Annotated in this window: 17 protein-coding genes and 4 pseudogenes; 14 read left to right on the forward strand and 7 right to left on the reverse strand. The window is 48.0% G+C overall.

What is annotated here, in order from left to right; translation table 11 throughout:
* Positions 1–167: 167 nt before the first annotated feature.
* Positions 168–728: a hypothetical protein gene (locus ABD796_RS31310; protein WP_344915888.1), complete on the reverse strand. Its 561-nt coding sequence runs from the start codon at positions 726–728 to the stop codon at positions 168–170.
* 619 nt (positions 729–1,347) lie between these two features.
* Here ABD796_RS31310 and ABD796_RS31315 point away from each other — a divergent pair.
* The 5 genes and pseudogenes from ABD796_RS31315 to ABD796_RS31335 all read left to right on the forward strand — a co-directional run.
* Entirely contained in the window at positions 1,348–1,917 is a 570-nt protein-coding gene (locus ABD796_RS31315; RefSeq protein ID WP_344915890.1) for an RNA polymerase sigma factor, read from the forward strand.
* Positions 1,895–3,265: a DUF4179 domain-containing protein gene (locus tag ABD796_RS31320; protein ID WP_344915893.1), complete on the forward strand. Its 1,371-nt coding sequence runs from the start codon at positions 1,895–1,897 to the stop codon at positions 3,263–3,265. The genes ABD796_RS31315 and ABD796_RS31320 overlap by 23 nt, the downstream gene beginning before the upstream one ends.
* A 643-nt stretch (positions 3,266–3,908) precedes the next feature.
* A complete protein-coding gene (locus ABD796_RS31325; RefSeq protein ID WP_344915895.1) occupies positions 3,909–4,049 on the forward strand; it encodes a hypothetical protein in 141 nt (46 codons plus the stop codon).
* 87 nt (positions 4,050–4,136) lie between these two features.
* Positions 4,137–4,607: a hypothetical protein gene (locus ABD796_RS31330; RefSeq protein ID WP_344915897.1), complete on the forward strand. Its 471-nt coding sequence runs from the start codon at positions 4,137–4,139 to the stop codon at positions 4,605–4,607.
* Positions 4,608–5,750: 1,143 nt separating this feature from the next.
* Positions 5,751–6,432, forward strand: a pseudogene (locus ABD796_RS31335) (isocitrate/isopropylmalate family dehydrogenase); the annotation flags it as partial.
* A 367-nt stretch (positions 6,433–6,799) separates the two neighbouring features.
* On the opposite strand, the gene ABD796_RS31340 reads toward ABD796_RS31335, so the two are convergent.
* Entirely contained in the window at positions 6,800–7,699 is a 900-nt protein-coding gene (locus ABD796_RS31340) for an AraC family transcriptional regulator (RefSeq protein WP_344915899.1), read from the reverse strand.
* A 68-nt stretch (positions 7,700–7,767) separates the two neighbouring features.
* On the opposite strand from ABD796_RS31340, the gene ABD796_RS31345 reads away from it, so the two are divergent.
* Genes ABD796_RS31345 through ABD796_RS31360 form a run of 4 tightly spaced genes read left to right on the forward strand, consistent with a single transcriptional unit; the run spans position 7,768 to position 12,885 of the window.
* The gene (locus ABD796_RS31345) at positions 7,768–9,852 is read left to right on the forward strand and encodes a glycosyl hydrolase family 28-related protein (RefSeq protein ID WP_344915901.1); all 2,085 of its coding nucleotides are present in this window, start codon (positions 7,768–7,770) and stop codon (positions 9,850–9,852) included.
* A 57-nt stretch (positions 9,853–9,909) separates the two neighbouring features.
* The gene (locus ABD796_RS31350; protein ID WP_344915903.1) at positions 9,910–11,235 is read left to right on the forward strand and encodes an ABC transporter substrate-binding protein; all 1,326 of its coding nucleotides are present in this window, start codon (positions 9,910–9,912) and stop codon (positions 11,233–11,235) included.
* A 34-nt stretch (positions 11,236–11,269) separates the two neighbouring features.
* Positions 11,270–12,382, forward strand: a complete 1,113-nt coding sequence (locus tag ABD796_RS31355; protein ID WP_344915905.1) for a sialidase family protein — start codon at positions 11,270–11,272, stop codon at positions 12,380–12,382.
* On the forward strand, positions 12,379–12,885 hold the full coding sequence (locus ABD796_RS31360; RefSeq protein ID WP_344915907.1) for an SDR family NAD(P)-dependent oxidoreductase: 507 nt from the start codon (positions 12,379–12,381) through the stop codon (positions 12,883–12,885). Before ABD796_RS31355 ends, ABD796_RS31360 begins: the two co-directional genes overlap by 4 nt.
* Positions 12,886–13,475: 590 nt before the next feature.
* Here ABD796_RS31360 and ABD796_RS31365 read toward each other — a convergent pair.
* Both ABD796_RS31365 and ABD796_RS35730 read right to left on the reverse strand, forming a co-directional pair.
* Complete coding sequence (locus ABD796_RS31365; protein WP_344915909.1) at positions 13,476–14,213, reverse strand: SDR family oxidoreductase; 738 nt, start codon at positions 14,211–14,213, stop codon at positions 13,476–13,478.
* 52 nt (positions 14,214–14,265) lie between these two features.
* Positions 14,266–14,762: pseudogene (locus ABD796_RS35730) on the reverse strand (transposase); the annotation flags it as partial.
* Between the two features lie 33 nt (positions 14,763–14,795).
* Between ABD796_RS35730 and ABD796_RS31375 the strand changes: the two are divergent.
* The 4 genes and pseudogenes from ABD796_RS31375 to ABD796_RS31385 all read left to right on the forward strand — a co-directional run.
* Positions 14,796–15,062 (forward strand): group II intron maturase-specific domain-containing protein, encoded by a 267-nt coding sequence (locus tag ABD796_RS31375; RefSeq protein WP_344915913.1) that lies wholly within the window; start codon positions 14,796–14,798, stop codon positions 15,060–15,062.
* 473 nt (positions 15,063–15,535) lie between these two features.
* Positions 15,536–17,104, forward strand: coding sequence for a multicopper oxidase family protein (locus tag ABD796_RS31380; protein WP_344915915.1), 1,569 nt, complete (start codon positions 15,536–15,538; stop codon positions 17,102–17,104).
* A gap of 30 nt (positions 17,105–17,134) precedes the next feature.
* Positions 17,135–17,287 carry a transposase gene (locus ABD796_RS35735; RefSeq protein ID WP_379117200.1) on the forward strand — a complete coding sequence of 51 codons (153 nt, stop codon included), beginning with the start codon at positions 17,135–17,137 and terminating at the stop codon, positions 17,285–17,287.
* A 113-nt stretch (positions 17,288–17,400) separates the two neighbouring features.
* A pseudogene (locus ABD796_RS31385) lies at positions 17,401–17,880 on the forward strand (transposase); the annotation flags it as partial.
* Between the two features lie 74 nt (positions 17,881–17,954).
* On the opposite strand, the pseudogene ABD796_RS31390 reads toward ABD796_RS31385, so the two are convergent.
* The 3 genes and pseudogenes from ABD796_RS31390 to ABD796_RS31400 form a co-directional block, all read right to left on the reverse strand.
* Positions 17,955–18,077: pseudogene (locus ABD796_RS31390) on the reverse strand (IS5/IS1182 family transposase); the annotation flags it as partial.
* Positions 18,050–18,415, reverse strand: a complete 366-nt coding sequence (locus tag ABD796_RS31395) for a hypothetical protein (RefSeq protein WP_344915935.1) — start codon at positions 18,413–18,415, stop codon at positions 18,050–18,052. The pseudogene ABD796_RS31390 and the gene ABD796_RS31395, both read right to left, overlap by 28 nt.
* 735 nt (positions 18,416–19,150) lie before the next feature.
* Positions 19,151–19,885 (reverse strand): YheC/YheD family protein, encoded by a 735-nt coding sequence (locus ABD796_RS31400; protein ID WP_344915917.1) that lies wholly within the window; start codon positions 19,883–19,885, stop codon positions 19,151–19,153.
* Between the two features lie 129 nt (positions 19,886–20,014).
* On the opposite strand from ABD796_RS31400, the gene ABD796_RS31405 reads away from it, so the two are divergent.
* On the forward strand, positions 20,015–20,767 hold the full coding sequence (locus ABD796_RS31405) for a succinylglutamate desuccinylase/aspartoacylase family protein (RefSeq protein ID WP_344915919.1): 753 nt from the start codon (positions 20,015–20,017) through the stop codon (positions 20,765–20,767).
* Positions 20,768–20,774 lie beyond the last annotated feature (7 nt).

The following is a 20,774-nucleotide window of genomic DNA, read 5'->3' on the forward strand; positions in this document are numbered from 1 at the left end:
TACTGGGGCTTCAGGCAAAGGGCAGGCAGCCGCCGCGTTTCGGTATGACTGCGGCTAATTCATGTGAGGAGAACGGTTGACATGGCATTTCAAATTGATCTTACGAGATACGAACAAACGATAGTAACAAAAGAGAAATTTCCTGTGGAGGAGGGCAAAATTATTCTTTATGGCAGCTCCTTTTGGGGGAATTGGAAGATTTCTTTCTCCACCTTCCGTTCAGCGCGAACGCTGATCCGGTGAATGATTTGTACCAGCAAGTCCACAAGGTTATCTGTAATCTCCTTGTTTCGGAGCCAGAAAAAAGCACAAAAAAGCGCATAGCGGATTGGATGGGGGTGGCGGCGCAGTTCCCGAATGTCCTCGGTAGAGACACGCTGCCGGTATTTTTTCAATACCTTATACGGGGTGTCCCGGAACAAATCTTCCGGGAGATCCAACTGTCGCAGGGTACGCAGTTTATGAACTTCTTTCATAAAGCTTTCTAAACCTGGCCGACCAGGATCGGCCTTCAGTTCATGGAACGTAACTTGGCTGCTATCCTCCCGAGGCAAATCTTCACTGGTATCGTCGAGCATGGCTATGCTCTCAATCAAGGCATCCAATTTTGTGGGTGTTGATGGGGGCAGTTTCTGGAAGGTAGTCTGAAAGAACTGTTCTTCATGCGTATGTATAGCAGAACGGATAAGGCGCTCAATACGGTCGGGTGTCGGCGGCTCCACTTTCATTTCGCGGAATCGACCGTATACCGAATCCTTAACACGCTCCTACTCTTGACTATGATGAAGCACATGTTGGCACAGCCACTCTGCTACATCTTGATTATCCTGAACGGAGGCTTCCGCTTCATTTCATTAGGTAAAATCGTAAAATGCTCAATCAGCTCGTCCAGTTCCCAATTTCGTTTCACATTATCCCCTCCGAGTGAAGTTCCTAAAATAGTTAGTATCGGAACTATATAGTTGAAAACAGTATAGCTAAGCTGTATATTTTAGACAATAAGAATCTCAAATAGCTTGATGTTCCATTTTCAAGAGTAAAAACGGAACTTTATATTTCCTAATTCCTAAGCTCCGTCGGTACGATTTAGTTTTCTCACGAATGCTCGCTTATCGCGGGGTACCTCCAATATGTGCTAGAATCGGTTGTTTTTTTAGAGCAGAAGCCGGCGTGGCAACTGCTCTATTTTTCATTACTGCATACGAACGCAATCTCCATAATCTCCTAGGAACGACTTTTGATGATGCGTTTTTTCACCGATTGCCTTTATTTTTGCAATCTAATGTCCCAAAATTGCTTGCCTAGTTGTTATATAAGTTAAAGAGTCAATGCTGAGGAGGGAAGGACGTGAAACCGTCAGAATTAGACCAAATAGTACGGTCTGTAAAAAAAGGGGAGAGTGACCTTTATGGACAACTCGTTTTTAATTTTCAACAACAAATATTTAAGTACTGCTTTCATATGCTTGGGCAGTTGCAGGAAGCTGAGGATGTGACACAAGATATATTTTTGAAAGGACTTGAACGGCTAGATCAGTATCAAGAAGGAACATCGTTTAGTGCATGGCTGTACAAAATTGCTTACCATGAGTGTCTGAATAGGATTAATCGAGCTAAGACATATAATAGGTTACTACGAATACTCAGTTGGTCAACTACCGCGGTGCAAGCTGAAACGAGTATTCCGAAATTGCAATTTAATCAAGAATTGCACGGGGCAATGTTACAACTGAACCTAAAGGATCGCCATATCATTTGGTTGCGTATTGTTGAAGAGAACCGTTTCGAAGATATAGCCATTCAAATGAATATGAGTTATGCGGCTGTACGAAAAAGATATGAGCGAGCAAAGGACAAATTAAGACGTACTATCGCCATTAAGGAGGATGATAAAGATGGGCGAAGCTTTTCATACTGATGAACTTGAACTAAAAGATATGTTTAATGAAACAAAATTACCACCAATCCATTTGGAGGAAAAATTCCAGATAGTGGATGATTTATACAAAACTGCTAAATTAAGAAAGATGGTTCCTCACAAATGGGTGTTAGCAGGAATTAGCTTTTTAGTTATTGTCCTGCTTGCAGGGGCTGTATCCTACCTCCCGGTTTCAGCGGAGCAACTCCAAAGGATACCATTCATTGGAAAACTGTTCTCTGGGAATATCTTCTCAATTGCTGGGGATAGCGGCATTAATATTGGCCAAAACGCTGGCCTGTCTACTGAGGTTCCTTTAATAGCTAGCGATCAAGGCGTGACTATTAAGCTGCAAGATGCTTTGTTTGATGGAGCCAGACTTTCTATTAGCTATGAAATTAATTCTGTAAAGCCTGATAACCTAATGTTTATCAACCTCACCAACATTACTGTAGCAGTTAATGGAGTCCAGCTAAAAGCAGCTACATTTGGGACAAAGCCTCGTCAAATAAATGCAAATCAGACCATAGGCATCTTAACTGTCGATATAGATCAGATGGAATGGATAGAAAAATTTATATTGGAGCTAAACATAAACGAAATAAGAGCCGCAGACCTAGGGGAAACAAGTAAAATCACTGGAAAGTGGAGTTTTAAGCTACCCATTGAAAATCATGCATTAGAGAATAGCAAATATAAAAAGCTAGTAGAAGGGCCTTCAGCAAAGTCTGAAAACGGAGAGTTTCAATTGACCGATTATTTGATTACACCAATAACGACAAAATTGGGATATCGTTTTGAAGGGAATACAGAATGGCTGAGATTTCAAGTCAAAGACGGAAAAGGAATGATTATTGACTGGCTAGATAGTCGTGGTTCTGACACCACAGCGAATGGAGTTATCGGTACTTCTAGATATGTTCCTCTTCCCGAAGGAACGAAGGAGATTTTTGTAACGCCGTATCACTTGCTCCCCGATCGTAGGAGTGATGAACTAAAGAAAGTCAAAGTCAACCTGACGGACAATTACCCCATTACTTTATCTCAAGGAAACGTTGGGGAGATCCGTGTAAACAAAGTAGAATTTCAAACTGAAAAGACATTGATCTATTATGAGGTGATAGGAAAGAACCCTCATGTCCAATCCGCTTCATTATGGATGGAGACATCAGACGGTCAGATGGTTATTTCCGGGCCTGGCAACCGTAAGCGAATCAGTGATTCCACCTATAGTTACGTATTAGAATACCCTGCTCTTAACCCCAATGAGTCATATGTGTTAGGTACGATGATACAGACGGATCTTAAGCTTCTAGAGGAGTTAACGCTTAAACTCATTGTAGAGTAAGCAAAAAACTATACCCTAGCAGCTATAATAGTACTGTCAATTTAGAAAAAACCCTCCGGATTGGAGGGTTTTTACATTTATATCCATACGTTTGCACCTGGTGACAGCGACGCTGGTACTACCCCATATAGAACAGAATGACAGTTAAAAATGGGGCGGCTTTTGATAAACAGTATGAAAAAGGGAAAGGGGCAGGGGTGATATACTTGTGAAAACGCTGCCAGTTGAGGAGGCGAATCGGGTGGCTGCGGGCAGCGTAAACAACGACAAGTGAAAGGTAAAGAACGCATATCCTCAAACAAACGAGTTTGTGAAGTCGAAAAATTTGACCATTTGCTCGTATTTACACAGGACGTATCAACGCTGAACTGGGATATGACCTCGTTCCCGAGATTCAAGGAAGCATCTGATCCGGGGCACAATCTTACCCGACCTATTTTGCGGTGACATCGACGAGTAAGCACAAGGAAGCTGCGATGGAGGTCATCAAGTTTTTGACTTCGGATGAAAATCAGATGGAACTGTCCAAACTGGGCAATATGCCGGTGCTGAAAAAAGCCGCGGTCCGGAATGCGTTCGGGCAAGAGACGCGGTACGCCAGCAAAAACCTGAAGTCTGTTTATTATGTAAAAGCTCGCCGATTATGCCGAAAACGATTTACGATGACATTGTATTCACTACTACTTACGGGAAATACTACCGCGACCTTGCGGCGGGGAAGATCGACATCAACACGGCGTTTCGTCATATGGAGGAAGAAGGCAATAAAAGATTGAAGAACTGAAAGCCAAGCTGAAGCAATAGCTCCTAGGCAGCTCAAGCAATCTGCACCTTGCTTTGAGAAGTACACAATCAGAAGGATGGGATGTCCATGAGTGATCATTTCAAGCAAGAAATGAGCCGAAGAAAGTTGCTGGTAACCGCTGGCCTGGCTGGTGTAGCGGCAGTTTCAACTGGTCTTTTGAGCAGTTCGTTTGCCCAAAATGCGGGAGTGACCGACGAGGTGTACAGCGAGCAAAATCCAGGAGATATTCGTGTATACGACAACTCCATTCAAGCAGCATTAGACGCAACCAATTGTGCGATTATGCCCTACGACTACACCCTTAGCGCGGATATTTACTTAAAATCCGGCCAGACCATTCGAACCATAAATGGAGCCGTTGTCGATACGGCTGGTCATACGATTCGGACGCAAGTTGTCTCTCCTGTATCCTATTGGTCAGAGACAGCAGGAAATCCGATGAGACGGCTTACTACGTCCGCTGCACCAGGGGCGACATCGATTCAACTGGATAATGTCACCGATTATTCATGTAGGAGACAAGCTTATTATTCGTAACGGTCATTGTGACATGTGGCGTATACTGGAGACCACTACATCCCCGCACGGACGAGTGGAGGCGGTACGGCGCGGGACCTACTGGTCCGAGATCGTCACAGTAACAGGCGTGACTGGTTCAAACGTACAGATGACACCAATTGTGTACGATTATCCGCTCACACCAACGACATTGGGCTTCGTGCCGGATGAGAACGCATTACCGCAATATACCGGATTTACCGTTCCGAACGTGATCAAGCTGATGTATACCTCCATTCGAGTAGAGATGAGTCTTGTTTCCTCCATTCCGTATACAGGCCGAAATAGAGCCTTGTACTTAAGTTATGTGGATGGTTTGGATCTCAAGCTGGATCTGAAACAAACAAACACGTCAAACTCCTTGGTTCGAATCGTCAGCTGTGATAACGTAACAGCGGATTTGAAAGCAGACGGGGTATCAGGAGCGGCGATCTATTTCCAGGAAACAACACGAGGAGTCGTTAAGCAAGCTGTGATAAAAAACTGGAAAGTAGGCGCGGATGCGCCTTTCATTACGATGGTGATGTGTTCCATGCATTATGAATATGTAGAAGCGGAAAGCAAGCTGCGCTCGGGAAATGTTGCTGCCGTTTACTTGAACACCTCCATCGGTTGCTCGGCGAGTAACATTTGGTGCAAAAACTTTGCACAAGCCGCTCATCTTGGTTTTTCTAAAGGGTCCAGAGTATGCAATGTGAATGGACAAAATATCGATGTAGCGGCCAATGTATACAGCTCGTCTTGTCCGACCATATCGCATGTCACTTTGGACGGATATTTCAGTGTAAATGAAACAACACCGCTTTCCAGGGTCAATATCCATATCCAAGATGTGGATCGACCATCCTACCACCATATTCGCAGATTGAATGACAAGGGATATGGATTAATTCGAGCGGAACGAGTGCGCCATGCCGTTCTGGATCATGTGGAATTTCATGAGACGGATTTTGAGATCTTGCTGTTGACTCAAGCGAAAGAGTATGCAATGCCGCCCCACAATCAAGTGTTGTCCGCTTCAAATGTAAAAGTGCGGGATGTAATTCGGAAATCCAACTATTATGATCCGTCCAATGAATTCTCTCGTTTGTACCCACATATAGAGGTGCAAGGTTCAGTACGAAATCTGAACGAGGATTCTATTCCGATCGGAATATGCATAAAGGCAGCGGCGAGTTTATGGCCACTCCCGACGTCGCGCTTGTCGTCGGGCTGTTTACCAAAAAAGCGGCGGAACGGATCGCCCATGTCGCCTTTCGGCTGGCGATGCAGCGGCGAAAAAAAGTAACGATCGTCCATAAAGCGAACGTCATCCCGCTCGCTTACGGTTTATTTCTTGATACTTGCCGGCAGGGTCGGTCTGCAGTATCCGCAGGTAAGGATAGACGACTATCACATTGATGCGATGGCGGCTCATCTTGTTCGGCGCATTCATGATTTTGACGTCATCGTGACAACGAATATGTTCGGGGATATATTGTCCGACCTGGCGGCAGAGCTGACGGGAAGCTTGGGCATTGCGCCGTCGATCAACACGAACGATCATCAGGCGATGGCTCAGGCGGCTCACGGCTCGGCTCCCGATATCGTCGGTCAAAATATCGCCAACCCGACCGGCATGCTGCTGTCTGTGGCGATGCTTATGGATCGGTTGGCAAGCCGTTACGAAGATGCGCGGTTAGCCATGACAGCCCGTAAGATCGTACAAGCAATTTTCGAAACGATCGCCGAAGGAACACTTACCCGCGATTTGGGCGGAACGGCTTCGACAGCTTCATTTTCAAATGCCGTCTGCGAGAAAATACGCGATGGTCGGCTTGACAGCACACTTTCGCAGCCTAACCCATCTGCGGCGGACAACGCCAGCTTAAACTGGAAGTTCGAATAGCACAAAAGTATACCTGAATCAAAATAATAGCATATTTAGTTTGCCGACGGGATTGCCTATAATCCAATTAGAACCGTTTAACGCATGAGCTAGCGAAGAAAAACTCGATTGGCGGCAATCCTTCCGGCAGCGCGCCGGCGCGAGACTATGAATCGGGAAAACGCGCCCTTATCCGTTTTGATGTCCATGCTTACGTCCAGACGCCGCCGCTGTACAGGAATCACAAATGATATGAAAACGGTTACAAAGTTATTACGCAGGAGGTGAAGGGCTGACATCCCGGCTACCGTTCGATCCGCAATGTGCGCGTCGTGCCGAAACCGCTGGATTGCCTGTACTGGTTCGGGGTCGTGCCGACGAGCGCCTTGAACACCCGGATGAAATATTTGCTGTTGTCGAAGCCGGTTTCCCGGGCGATCGTATCCAGCGTTTTTGGAGTCTGGGCGAGCAGGGCGGACGCTTTCTCGATACGGATTTTGCGCAAATAATGCATCGGCTGTATGCCGGTCTTGAGCAAAAATACGCGGCTGAAATGCGATTTGGACAGCCCGGCGGCAGCGGCGATATCGTCCAGCGAAAGCACGGAGGCGTACTGGGACTGAATAAACCGGATAGCGTTTTGCAGCGGCTCGGAAGCGTCCTGGACAGACTCTGTCTCCTCTCCGCATCCGTCGGTGAACCGCTCCATCTCCAGCATAAACCGGTACAGCTGGGCAGAGACGTCGTAACGGTCCGGGTTCGACTCGCCGCAAATAGTCGAGTACAACCGGCTAATGCATAAAATCGGATCGAGCTTGTCGCCAAACGGGATAACCGGCCCGAAGCGATCGATCAGCGACAGCCAGTGGTGGATAGCATCGTCGCCGCGAACGGCTATGAACAGAAACTCCCAGTGATCGCAGACGTCGTTGAAAAAATACTCGTGGTCGCTCGGCAGCGTGCATAGAAATGCGCAATGCTTCGGAACGAGGTACTCTCGATTCCCGTATCGGATGGCGCCTTGACCGGACAAGGTGAACTGGAAGATCGCGCCTTCGCCGTCCGGCCGCCTGAGGCCGTTGTAATGGTAGTTAGCGGAAGTGATGTACTGCCAGCCGATGCCGTGCAAGCGCATGCTCAGTCTGGAGGCGGTCATGTATCGAAATTCGAACGTTCTGCGGCTGTATTGTTCATGCGGCAGCAAGGAATCACCTCAGATTACCGGGATCATATACTTTTCACCATTATACCAGAAAATAGGGAGTTGGGACTATGGTTAACCATGGGGACGACAAAAGAGATGGGGACAAGGAATCTGAGCAGCATGAGGGCGCTGGCTCTGCGCTCATCTCGAGACGGTCGATACTGGCACAGCTCGGTATGACTGGGGCGGCTATGGCTATCGGGGGCGTATTGGGAGGAACCATCGGTTCGGCGCGGGGAGCGGAAGCGATGTCGGTTACGGGGCAAGTATACGGGTGCGGGTTGCCGGAGGACGATTTGAAATGCGTATTGTCCGTCAGTTTGGCGGAGCTTCGCTCCGTATCGGCTCCGCAGGCCGATCGCATCTACTACGTCTCGGACAACGGCGCGGCAGGACCTTTCGTATACAATCCGAGCGATACCGCGTCCGACAATACCGGTACGGTGATTGTCTCTGCCTCGGGAGCCCGTTTCCGGCGATTGTTTACGGGGCCGCTGAATGTGCGCTGGTTCGGCGCAAAGGGCGACGGCTCCAACAATGACGGCCCGGCGATCCAAGCGGCTATCGATGCCGCCGGTCCGCGCAGCAGCGTTTATTTTCCGCAGGGAACGTACCGGATTACCGAATCGTTATGGATCCGGCAGCCCGAGGTGACGCTGTTCTCCGACTTCAAGGCGGAATACACCCCCAAACTGTCGTGTACGGTGCCGGGGACTTGGATGATTCGGGTCAAGCACTACTCATTTTGCATGAAGGGCATCCAGCTGGAGGGGGATGGTGTGATTACCCAAAATCCGTACATCCCGACGGTCAACGGCATCCTCATCGACCGATCTGACGGCACGGGCGCGGAGACGTTATCCAACTTGGACAGCGACATCCAATTTTGCGGATTTTTCAAGCTGAACGAATGCGTGCGCTGCGTCGGCAGAAACGTCTTCTTCAACTACAACATCTTCAATTGCAGCGTGAAGGGAGTTACCGTCGAGCAATACCCGAACGCGGAATGCCGGGGGTACCGGTTCGTTGATAGCCGGTTCCACTCGATGGGGCTGGGCTCATTTACGCTTGCGCCGGGAGTGGAATCGTGGTGCATCGAGTTTACATCGATTTTGGCGTTCGGCAATCAGGTGATCGGCAATATGTCCGATTTTGGAAAAGGATTTTACAAGGGGCCGGTTGACCGCTGCACGATTAACGACAATCAGATTTACAGCTGCAACGGCGACGGCATCCGCATCGTCAACACCGAGGGCGGCACAACCGCTTATCAGCAAGGGTACGAGATATGCAACAATATCATCGTAGCTGCGCCAAATTTGGGTTGGAGCAAGTCGGTCAGCGACGCAACTCCGCAAATGAATTACGGCATCGTGGCGGAAGGGGGCGTGCTGCAGAACGGCTTTATAACCGGCAACGTCGTCTCATTTCCGAAGAAGGACGGTCTCCGCTTCGCCAACCTGGGTCAGTCGGTGATCGAGAGCAACCTGATCCTGTCCCCGAACAAACGGGCGGATATCGACGGCTCCTTGTACAGCGGCATTACGATCGAAGCGGGCACGCAAAATCTGGTGTCCGGCAACATGATCCGTACGACCGTTCCGAACGGGGCGGCGCACAAGCACGGCATTTTCAATGCGGCGACAAGCTCCAAGCTGATCGACAACTTCGGCTTCAACCAATCGGGCGATTTTATCGCAAATACGGCTCCGGACACGACGGACGTCGTCGAGGCGGGCATCCCGCGCTATACGGAAACGTACAAGCGGGACAAGGCGATCGGATCGTTCGGCATGCGGATGTATACCCATAACGCGGCATCTCAAAAAACGCTGTTCGCAGAAATGGTTGCGGTTCAGCGCAGCTCGACAGCCGGGGCGGAGAAGGCGGATATCCAGTTCAACGCCATGTCCGGGGGCGCCTTTAAGCCGCTCATGATCGCATCCTGGCAAGGCTCGTTGACGGTCGGAGACCGGACAGGTCTGGAAACGGCGCAGAACGGTTACGTCAACGCCAAAGCGCTCAATGGAGAGCTTGTATCGTTCATTGCCAGTACGGTGGCGTCCGTTCCGAATCTGACCTTGTTTGTCGATGCCGCCGATAACAAGCTGAAGTTCAAGAACGCCGCAGGCGTCGTTACCGTGCTAGCTTGATCGACTGCGAGAAGCTCGTCCTTTAAGGAAACAAACCAAACAGGGAGGTCAAACCGTATGAAAAGAAAAATCTCGACCACGCTGCTGTGCGGCGTCGCAATCATTGCACTTTCCGCATGCGGCGCAAAAAAGGAAGAGGCTGGGGGAACGGCGCAAACGCCGAAAGCGCCGGAGGTGAAAAAGGACCCGTTTACTTTGTCCGTATTCGGATTCGGGTCTGCTCAAGACAATGAATTCGATCAGCGGTACCGAGAGGTGTTGGAAAGGAAGTATCCGCATATTACATTCAAATATATCCCGCAATCGAGCGGAAATTCGTTGGCGGAAATGGTTGCCCGTGGGGAAACGCCAGACTTGATCCGAACGGATATCCCGAATTTGAAAAACAATTACTTGGATCTTCAGCTCGGCTCCGATCTGAACGCGCTTGTGAAAAAGAACAATTACGATCTGACTCGCTTCAACGACCAGTTCATCAAGGAGCTTGTCGAGGCCGGCCGTACCGGAGCGCTGTACGGATTGCCGTATCCGCCTTATTTTCCGATGGTGCTGACGTATAATAAAGGCTTGTTCGACAAATTCGGCGTCGCGTATCCAAAGGATGGGATGAGCTGGGACGATGTGTACGAAATCGCCAAGAAGATGAGCCGGACGGACGGAGCGAATGTATTCCGCGGCTTCAGCGCGAACATTATGGCGATGCTGCGGGATAATCCGTATGGCTATCCGATTCTCGACCCGAGTGCGGACCAACTGTTCGATCTCGAGAAATGGAAGCCGCTGTTTCTTAATTTCAAACGGTTTTACGAAATACCGGGCAACAAAATCGAAGCAACGCGTCCGGCGGAAATCAACGACGCCTTCAAGAAGGGCAATGTCGCTATGCAAGTGAATCAATATAGCCAATATTTGCCGATTCCCCAGGAAATCGATTGGGATATCGTCTCCTATCCTTCGCTTGAGGGTGCTCCGAAACGAATGGTATGGCGCGGTCCATTCTATTGGTCCATCTCCTCGACAAGCAAGCATAAGGACGATGCGTTTCAAGTCATCATGACGATGGTATCGGACGAAGTGCAGCTCGCCGACGCCAAGAAAGGGATGCTGCCTACCGTTGCCAGCAAAAGCGTTCAGGGAGCTTTCGCTCAAGAGCGGCCCGATTTGCAAAAAAAGAATATGAAGGCGCTGTTCTATTTCCAGGAATGGTCCCCTTATTCGCCCAAGCGCAAGGCCGGCCTCGCGGACGTGCCAACCGTCGTGCAGCAGGATTCGATGGCCCAGACGTTCCACGATTTTGCTTCGGGCAAGGTCGATCTCAACACCGGCCTGAGGCAGCTAGACGAGAAGCTGAAGCAGGAGCTGGCCAAAGACAAGAGCAAATAAACGGTCGCGGCTCAACAGACAGGAGGGGGACCGGATGGGCATCATCCCTGTTCAGCATATTGTGATCTGCAAGGACGGGCAATACAACTCGTTTCCAAACATCGTCGTCAATAAGGAGGGAGCGTTTGTCGCCGCTTTCCGCCAAGCGCCGGATCGGCAAGACACCTATGGGCTGCAGCATGTCGATCCTTCGTCCAAGGCGGTATATGTGACGTCATCCGACGGCGAGACGTGGAGCCCCGAAACGAAGGTTCTGTATGACGATTTTTTATACGGCGTCCAGGACCCGTGTCTGAACGCGCTGTCGGACGGCACTTTGTTCGCCACCTGCTTCATGTGGAAAGTAGCGGAACGGGAAGATGTGCAGGACGATCCCGATTACGACTACAGAGTATACGATAAGTGGCTCGGCAAACGGGTCGGATCGTACACGCTGCGTTCTAAAGACGGAGGAATATCGTGGGACCGACCCATTCCGGTCGGTCTCGGAAGATTGTCGATACGCGGCAATGTCGTCGAATCGGCGGACGGCAGTCTGCTCGTCCCGTTCTACAACGAGTCGGATGGGACGCAGGACGGCGTATCCCGAGTGATCATCGGCCTGACGACCGATCGGGGGATGACGTGGACGCGGCGCGCTGTCATTGAACCGGAGCAAGGATACGGCTTGTTCGAACCGAACTTGTACCGCACGCCTTCCGGAAAGCTGGTTATGTTCGCCCGCTGCCATAAACGGAGTCCGCGGCCGGAGGACGGCAGCGAGGCATACCCGCTCGTTACGGCGGAGTCGTTCGATGACGGCTTGACATGGAGCGCTCCGATCCGGCGCCCGTATTATTCGCCAAGTCCATTTCATCCGCTCCGTCTTCGCGACGGCCGCCTCCTGCTGACCTACGGCTACCGATTCAAGCCATATGGCATTCGCGCCGTCCTGCTGGATGGAGAATGCGAGCGTTGGCCGGAGGCGACAGAGACGAACCTGCGGGAGGACGGACACGGAGGCGATATCGGCTACACCTCCACAGTCGAGCTTCATGATGGCCGCGTATTGATCGTCTACTATTATTCCCGGCAGGACGAACGGGTGCGATACATTGCCGGAACGATATGCGAGCTGACGAAAGAACGGAGGATGACGGTTTCATGAGCGTGCTGCAATCTTTTTCCTTGGAAGGCAAAGTCGCCTTGGTCACCGGCGGAGCCGGCTTGTATGGGCGGCAAATCGCTCTTGCGCTGACGCGTGCCGGAGCGGCGACGACGATGACAACGCGAAGCCCGGATCGGCTAAGCGAGCTGGAGGACAGCTTTTGGCGGGAAGGAGTTCGCGTCACGGCCCGCGTGCTGGATCAAGAACGGGAGGAATCGGTGCTGGAGCTGCGGGATCAGCTTGTCGCCGAGCGGGGCCGCATCGATATACTCGTCAACAACGCGGTATCTCGCACAATGGGCTCGTGGGACGATCCACTTGAGGCGTTCGATCGGAGCATGCGCATTAATGCGACGGGGCTGTTCGCCGTTACGCGCGCTTTCGGAGACGTGATGGCGGTCGCGGGCTCCGGTTCGATTATTAATATCGGTTCGATTCAGGGAATGGTTGGGCCTGACGAGCAGTTGTATAAGGGGATGGGCTTTCACGGGTGCCACTATTAATTACATACTGGCAAATATGTCAAGAAGCTGTTATTGAATCAAGAACGAACAAAAATGCTCTCGAGAGAGTGGCGTTGTCTAAATTATTTGTAATGCGATCACACCATGTATATTTGCAAAGTTCTCGAAAAATGATAAAAATGAATATTTCGCTAAACATTATTTCGAATTCAATAGTAGCTCCGTAAAATTAAAAAGATTATTGCAGTGCGAACTAGAAAATAAAGCCCGTCGTTGAACACGTTCCGAATAGAATATGAGTGTGTTGTGTAAAAAATCGCCAAACGTCGTGGCGATTTTTTGCTGACGAACGTGAAAGCGCATATGACCGAACAGTAGTTGTCGGTTGTCAAGAACATTGTCCGAATGAGGTCCGCGTAAACCGCGGGCCTTTTTAGTTATCGGATCAAGTTCTTGTCATTTGGCGATGACAAGAACTTGATCCGATTCCCGATTCGTGACAAGAACATTGTCCGATTGCCGAAGCAGTAGACTGGCCTGTAACTTACTAAATTAACGGTAGATGCCGAATAACGCGGCCCATTGGGCTGCGTTATTTCGATGAGCAGATGTTTTAATGGAGGTAATGTTCAAAGCACGGTTGGTCTAATCATCATCTCACTAACTAGGGTATCATCAGGTTGATTTATGGCAAAAGTAATAGCTTTGGCAATACTGTAAGGAGAAATGCCTATACCTTTAACTTGACTGGCCATCGCCTGTACTTCTGGGCTCGTTACGCTATTGAACAGTTCGGTGTTAGTCAGCCCTGGAGCAATTAAAGTAGACCGTATGTGCGAAGTCGGGGACTCTTCTTGGCGAAGCCCTTCTGATATGGCTCTCACAGCAAACTTAGTGGCCGCATAGACGGCCGATGTCGGGGATACTTGATAACCGGATGTAGAAGACAGGCTGATGATATGACCAGATTGCTGTTCCCGCATGGTGGGTAATACTGCTGCAATGCCATACAGGACACCCTTGATGTTCACATCAATCATTTGATTCCATTCTTCAACTCTTAGTTCATGGAGTTTGGAGGTTGGCATAACTCCTGCGTTGTTGATTAGTACATCGATTCGGCCATACGAATTCAAGGTGAATTTGGCCAAATTCTGCATTTCTTCTGCGGAAACAACATCCGCTTTTACTGAAACGGCATCACCACCAGCTTGTATTATTTCATTAACTACTGCATGCAGACGTTCCTCTCTTCTGGCAGCCAATACTACCTTCGCACCGTTTTGGGCCAGCAGCTTCGCAGTTGCTTCTCCAATGCCACTGGAGGCTCCTGTAATTATGACTACTTTGTTTTGAATATTTTCCATGACTTACATCTCCTTTTTCTTGTGAATAGAAATACTTATATGGAAAAAATAATCAACAAACGTTCAATATAAAATGTGTGTTGATTATATGAAGTCTGTTGAATACTATTATAGATAGTACACTCCGATACAGCCGCGCTACTTTACCACATAATTTTAATGATGGATTTCATCTTCTTTAGCTTTTTTTCCTCCACATTGTAACGATGTAAAGCCCGAACTTCTGGATTTGTCATAACCATGCACATTGTCATGAGATAGAGGAAATGACGCAGTCGCGGACGGCCCCGTTTACTGAGAACCATTGTTCCTCGCCACTTGCCAGAACTGGCCTCAGCAATTTAAGCCAGCATGCCGATGTATCGCATTCCCATGTGTATACCGGCTTAAATCACCGGCCTCACCGAGTATACCCGCTTGACTCGTGGCGTTGACGCCGCGTATTTTAAGCAGCTTCTGAGCATAGGGGATACGTTCAAGAATGAGATGGACCTCATGCTCAATCTGTTCAAGCTGGCTCTGTGCCAGGTTATGCTCTTCAAGCAATTTTTTACGGCCTCAAAAACTGATTATTGTGCCTAGGTGAAGGAAGCCACTGAGCCGAGAAACCGTCTGTATTGGACGATGAACCAGATGGTGAAGGAATTGAATCCCAAGATACATGGGTGGAAGAACTACTACGGACTTGATTCCTTCGCAGACAAATTCCTAAACAAGATCGACTGGTATATCCGAAGACGCCTCACGCTGTTCTGGAACAAGAAGCGCAAACGTCGTAATAAACACAGCAAGTCCAAGCAGGCCGCAATGGCGGCACAGTTTGCCGGACTAATGAAACTCGTCAGCTAGAGAAAGTACCGCAACGGTGGAGGACGAAGAACATCGGAAAGCCGGATGAGGGAAAACCTCACGTCCGGTTTGATGCAGGGGGAGCTAGAAAAGTAATGGAGGGTTTATGCCCAACGGGGGCTGAAATGGTGTGGACTAACGACTTTACCGTTTGATTGGAGACGCTAAGCGAGGAAGTATTTCTTAGGGTTTCTCGAATCAATGTAAGGTATGTGGTCTAACTGCTATGACTTTTTCCTCATGAAATTACATTCAATACATATATTTAGTAATGATTATTATTAGGAGAAGGAATCTATGCAGCATCCCTATCCTGTATATCCATTCATCGGTTCCAAGCAGAGACGGTTTTCAAGCCTGTAGAATTCACTCCCTAGCACTAAGATCAAGCCTATCAAATGTAGAAAATGATGCATCTATAAAATTAAGTGTAAAGGAATAAAAGGAATACATTAAGGAGGTGCTCTATTTATATGCCCGTAAAAATAAAATTGCAGAAATTCGTTGATAAACTGCCGATTCCCGAAACCATTTCCCCAATCAAACGAGACAAGAAAGGTTCGTATTATGAAGTGACCATGAGGGAATTTTCCCAAAGACTGCATCGTGATCTCGGTCCTACCCGCTTATGGGGTTACAATGCAATGTACCCTGGCCCGACTTTCGACGTGATGAAGTGTGAAACGACATTCGTCAAATGGATGAATGATCTGCCAACAAAGCACTTTCTCCCTATCGATACGACCATTCATGGCGCAGAAAAAACGCTCCCAGAGGTCAGGACAGTGGTTCATCTACACGGAGGAAAACAGCAAGCCCATAGCGATGGGTACCCTGAAGCTTGGTTTACGAGAAATTTTGAACAAACAGGACCTTTGTTCGAACGAGAAGTATATGAGTTCCCGAACCTTGAAGCCACTGCGTTATGGTATCATGATCACACAATGGGAATTACAAGATTGAACATGTATGCGGGACTTGCAGGATTTTTTATCATTCGCGACAAGCATGAACAATCCCTGAATCTGCCTGCAGGAGAATATGAGATCCTTTTATTAGTTCAGGATCGCTCGTTTAATCTGGACGGATCGCTCTATTATCCAAGTACGCCGGATAAAAATAATCGTCGTCTTCCTTATCCTTCGATTGTCACGCCTTTTGATGCAGATACGATTGTGGTGAACGGGAAAGTATGGCCTTATGTCGAAGTGGAACCAAGAAAATACCGCCTTCGCATTTTAAACGCCTCCAATAGTCGAGCCATTACATTCAAACTGGACTCCGGACAGCCCTTATATCAAATTGGAACCGACCGCGGATTAATGGAAAAACCAGTGAAAATGAATGAGATCCTCCTTCTAACTACCGAGCGTGCGGATGTGATCGTCGATTTTTCTCGATCCTTCGGCCAGTCGATCGTTCTTAAAAATGTTTTCAAGGGTGCCTCCCCCGAAACGACCGATGTAATGCAATTCAAAGTAACAACTCCGTTAAAAGGCAAAGATACCAGTTCCCTTCCGGATCGTTTAGGGGAAATTGAATTTCTTTCAAGAAAGATGGCAAGCAGGACAAGAGATCTAACACTCGACAGAGTGACTGATGAATATGGAAGATCGTTGAATTTACTGGACGGTAAAATGTGGATCGATCGTATATCCGAGAAAATAGAGTTAGGAACAATTGAGATATGGCGGTTAATCAATTCGTCAACTGATGACCATCCCATTCATTTACATATTGTTGACATGCAAATTCTTGAGCGCCAGCCTTTTGACGTTGCTCATTTCCAAGCCACAGGAAAACTTAAGTTTACAGGACATGCGGCTCCTCCTGACCCTAACGAAAGGGGATTTAAGGATACAATTCGCGCTCCCGCCGGTTACGTTACCTCTTTTATCGCGAGTTTCGGTCCGTTCACCGGACGTTTCGTATGGCATTGTCACATGCTCGAACATGAAGATCACGAGATGATGCGACCATTTGAAATCCTTAAGAAAAAGAATGGACTAAAAAATATACTAGAGCGTGTCTTCAAACTGTAAATTAATGCTAAAAGATGGTAAACTTCTCGTATGCGAAGAGGATACGAAATACGCGACGATCAGTGGGATCAAATTAAACATTTACTTCTGCCAGAGCGAAAACGACAGGGCGGACGAATTGACAAAGATAACCGGATGATGTTGAACGCAATGCTCTGGATCGCTAGGTCCGGAGCGTCATGACGAGACTTCCCGGAACATTATACGTTCTGGAAACGTACGCTCTCCCTTATAATCCTGAGATTCCGCTCATTTGTATGGATGAGCAGCCCATCCAGTAGTTAGATCATTCCCGTCCGCCGGAGGCGATGAAGCCTGGAAAGGTACGACGGGAGGATTACGAGTGTGTTCGAAAAGGAACTTGTTGCTTGTTTTTGTTTACCGAACCGTTGGCTGGGTGGCGCCATGTCTGTGTAAGTGAACGACGGACCAAATCCGATTGGGCCAATCAAGTTCGTGAGCTTCTTGAGGTGCATTACCCGGAAGCAAGGCGCATTCGACTCGTCATGGATAACTTGAATACGCATACGATCTCATCGCTGTATGAAGCTTTTACTCCCGATGTCGCACTTGCTTTAGCCATGCGCCTTGAGATCCACTACACTCCCAAGCATGGAAGTTGGCTGAACATCGCTGAAATTGAAATGAGCCCGCTGACAATTCAATGTCTGCATCGCCCAATTGCTTCCATGGAACAATTACAGCGAGAAACAACAGCTTGGAAAGTGGCCCGCAACCAGGCTCAAAAATCGTTGAAATGGCACTTCACAACCTAACAAGCCAGAGGAAAATTAAAATATTTGTATCCTGAGATTTGATTCGGTCAAGGCGCTAGAGCGTGTCTTCAAACCTAATTTAGCCATAGCAGAATAGAGGCCAACGCCAAAAAGGCCGCAAATGTGCAGGTTAGCTTATCATAACGGGTAGCAAATCTACGGTAATGTTTCAATTTGTTGAAGACGTTTTCCATGAGCCGTAATGTTCGTGCAGATCCCGCCAAGGTGCTCCGGACCTAGTACCTCCATCCGGGTAATGAACCTCCAACAGTTCGCGGACTTGCTCTGCCCAGTCAAGCCGGGTTCTTTGCTGTAATACTGCAACATGACGCCAGCCTGATAAGGGTTCCGTGAAGATGAAAATACTGCAGGTTCCATGACGGATATATTCGCTGTCTTCCCGCATGGGCTTAGCCGATTTCATCGGAATGGGCACTCGGACTTCATCGAGCAGTTGATATGGTTTTTCATCCATACAAATCAATGGGCACTCGGCGTCGTATGGCAACTGATATACATCCAGCACATCCTCCATGGCGGCGACAAACGCCGCATTTTGCTCAGGAGGAATACACCAGCATTTACGAAGGTGCGGCTTGAGTTGTTTTTTTACAATCTGCCTGACACTTTCATGGGAAATGCTATGATGTAGTTCAGTTCAACTGCTCGATCCGCCAACAATTCCAAAGTCCACCCGCTTCGGCCGTTCGGAGGCATACTGCAGCCCAGAGCAATGATTTTCGCCTCGACTTCACCCGTAATCTTTGGCGCAATGGGCGGAGTTGCTCGCTTTTTTCTGCCAATCGCGTCTTCCCAGCCCAGGGCGGTATAGGCTTTACGGACGGCATAAACGGTATTGACCCGGAAAAATTGCACTGATTCTCGACAACGGCCGCATCCATCATGCCATAACGTTACAGCCTTATTTAAGGAAGCATCTGCGTTTGCAGTTGGTCTTTCACCGCCGTACAGCCCAAACCTTAATCCGGTGGTAGGATTATGGTTGTGGCTTAAAGCAGATGTGGTCAATAACATCTTCTTTGAAAAAGATTAAGCTTCATGTGAGCCAATTCATAAAGCGGATTAATAAGCATCCGATGCAGACCATCGATCGTCTGCTCATACGGTTATGATCTTTATTGCGGTCTATATAATATTGGTAAGTTCTATTCGTTTCCTTTGAAAAAGTCTTTCTGAAATAAGATGAGTTTTATTGCCAGCCTCTTGGTTGCCACAGTCATGCCTCCTTACTCATTAAACACTTGCAGTTCTAACGACGACCGTATGCTTTTTGGTAACGATTTATCTTTCTATAAATGCGCTTATCTTTCAACGTTTTAAATCCATAAATGACCGGCCGGGGATTGGCCTCCAGAATCCAAGGGTGCAGTTCGCTGTCAATGGCGACGTCAAAACCCAGTTCCTTGATTCTTGGAAACGTTTTGTTTAATTGAACCGCCGCACGGAACCCTAACCTCTCCAATTTTTTGGTATATTTCACTACGCTAGGCACATGCTTTTTTAATAAAAGCTCAACCGGCTTGGAGCTGCCGCCTTTACAGACGTTGGTAACAATTTTTTTGGGGTGTCCCAATCGTCCGATCACACCTGTCGTCTCCCATTTTCCTTTCGGGTTTTTCTGCACCATAACCCTTAAGTCAAATCGTCTGCCGCTGTATTTAAGCAAATGGATACCGCGTTGAATGACAAAAGGACTTTTTTTGGTATTTTGGCAGAGAGATTGGTACATGCTTTCAAAGGAACTGAACGTTTTAGCGGCAGTTTTCAACTGGTACTCATAACTGTCTTGTTCCAGCTTTTCTACCCTCATGACTCCTTTGCCGCCAGTTCCATCGTTTGGCTTAACATAAACCATCTCGTATTGATCAAGCATTTTCTTTAGAACAGATTTCCTGAACATTTTTGTCTCAGGCACGTTATGTGCAAGCATATGGTGTTTTACCAACGATTTGCTCACATTATATTTTGTCGCAAAACCTCCCATTGACAGCCATCCTCTCCGAATTCATCACAATATACGATATGTGCCTTGGAGTATTTCGGACTGGGTTATTGTCTGTAGCCAAAATATAAGTTGAATCGTACTTTAGAATATCGGGGAGGTAGTTCATTAATGGAAATTAAAAAACACCTGTTGGCAAAATCCACCAGATTTAAAACTCCTTTTTACGTTATTAATAGTAGTTCACGTGGACAAACCGTTATGATCACTGCCGGGGTGCATGGAAAAGAAATTGCCAGTATTCTCGCAGCAAATAAACTTATAGGCATGCTGAAGAATAACAGGCTCCAAATTGAAAATGGAACCCTGATTATCGTTCCGATTGTGAACCGTCTAGCTTATAAGCGGCGCATCAGGGGCATTCCTGATTTGAACCGGACGTTTCCGCGAAAACGGAAGGATAAGGCGCGCCATCCGCTATCAGCCGCATTATTTCAATTAGCGAAGCAGTCCCAACCATCTTGGTATGTTGATCTGCATGAAGCCAACGGTATGTCTAAAATAAACCCGAAAGTACTAGGGCAGACATTGATCGCCAATCCAAATAGTGCGGCAATACCTGCAATAAAGCGAATTGCAGCACATCTGAACCACTCTATCGCTAAAAAATCACGGCAGTTTACGGTGCGCTTGCGAAATTTGCCGGTGGGTTCAGGACGCCACGCTGCACATCACATATTAAAAGCAAAAGCAATAACGGCAGAGACGTGCTGGAGCCTGAAAATGTCCACAAGAGTAAACTTTCAAATGAAAATACTTGAGAGCATTTTGTCTGAAGCCAGTATGATTAAGCGTGGAAATATTACCGATTCTGCACCAAAGGAAAAATATTTAATTTATACACCCTGGAGTCAAGGCCTCTGATGAACAG

Source organism: Paenibacillus hodogayensis, assembly GCF_039536325.1.
Taxonomy (GTDB): domain Bacteria; phylum Bacillota; class Bacilli; order Paenibacillales; family NBRC-103111; genus Paenibacillus_AB; species Paenibacillus_AB hodogayensis.

Bases quoted from the DNA above. Each gene is read 5' to 3' on its own strand.
- ABD796_RS31310 (WP_344915888.1), bottom strand. From the start codon at position 728: ATGAAAGTGGAGCCGCCGACACCCGACCGTATTGAGCGCCTTATCCGT.
- ABD796_RS31320 (WP_344915893.1), top strand. From the start codon at position 1,895: ATGGGCGAAGCTTTTCATACTGATGAACTTGAACTAAAAGATATGTTT.
- ABD796_RS31325 (WP_344915895.1), top strand. From the start codon at position 3,909: ATGCCGAAAACGATTTACGATGACATTGTATTCACTACTACTTACGGG.
- ABD796_RS31330 (WP_344915897.1), top strand. From the start codon at position 4,137: ATGAGTGATCATTTCAAGCAAGAAATGAGCCGAAGAAAGTTGCTGGTA.
- ABD796_RS31345 (WP_344915901.1), top strand. From the start codon at position 7,768: ATGGTTAACCATGGGGACGACAAAAGAGATGGGGACAAGGAATCTGAG.
- ABD796_RS31350 (WP_344915903.1), top strand. From the start codon at position 9,910: ATGAAAAGAAAAATCTCGACCACGCTGCTGTGCGGCGTCGCAATCATT.
- ABD796_RS31355 (WP_344915905.1), top strand. From the start codon at position 11,270: ATGGGCATCATCCCTGTTCAGCATATTGTGATCTGCAAGGACGGGCAA.
- ABD796_RS31360 (WP_344915907.1), top strand. From the start codon at position 12,379: ATGAGCGTGCTGCAATCTTTTTCCTTGGAAGGCAAAGTCGCCTTGGTC.
- ABD796_RS31365 (WP_344915909.1), bottom strand. From the start codon at position 14,213: ATGGAAAATATTCAAAACAAAGTAGTCATAATTACAGGAGCCTCCAGT.
- ABD796_RS31380 (WP_344915915.1), top strand. From the start codon at position 15,536: ATGCCCGTAAAAATAAAATTGCAGAAATTCGTTGATAAACTGCCGATT.
- ABD796_RS35735 (WP_379117200.1), top strand. From the start codon at position 17,135: ATGCGAAGAGGATACGAAATACGCGACGATCAGTGGGATCAAATTAAA.
- ABD796_RS31395 (WP_344915935.1), bottom strand. From the start codon at position 18,415: ATGGAGGATGTGCTGGATGTATATCAGTTGCCATACGACGCCGAGTGC.
- ABD796_RS31400 (WP_344915917.1), bottom strand. From the start codon at position 19,885: ATGGGAGGTTTTGCGACAAAATATAATGTGAGCAAATCGTTGGTAAAA.
- ABD796_RS31405 (WP_344915919.1), top strand. From the start codon at position 20,015: ATGGAAATTAAAAAACACCTGTTGGCAAAATCCACCAGATTTAAAACT.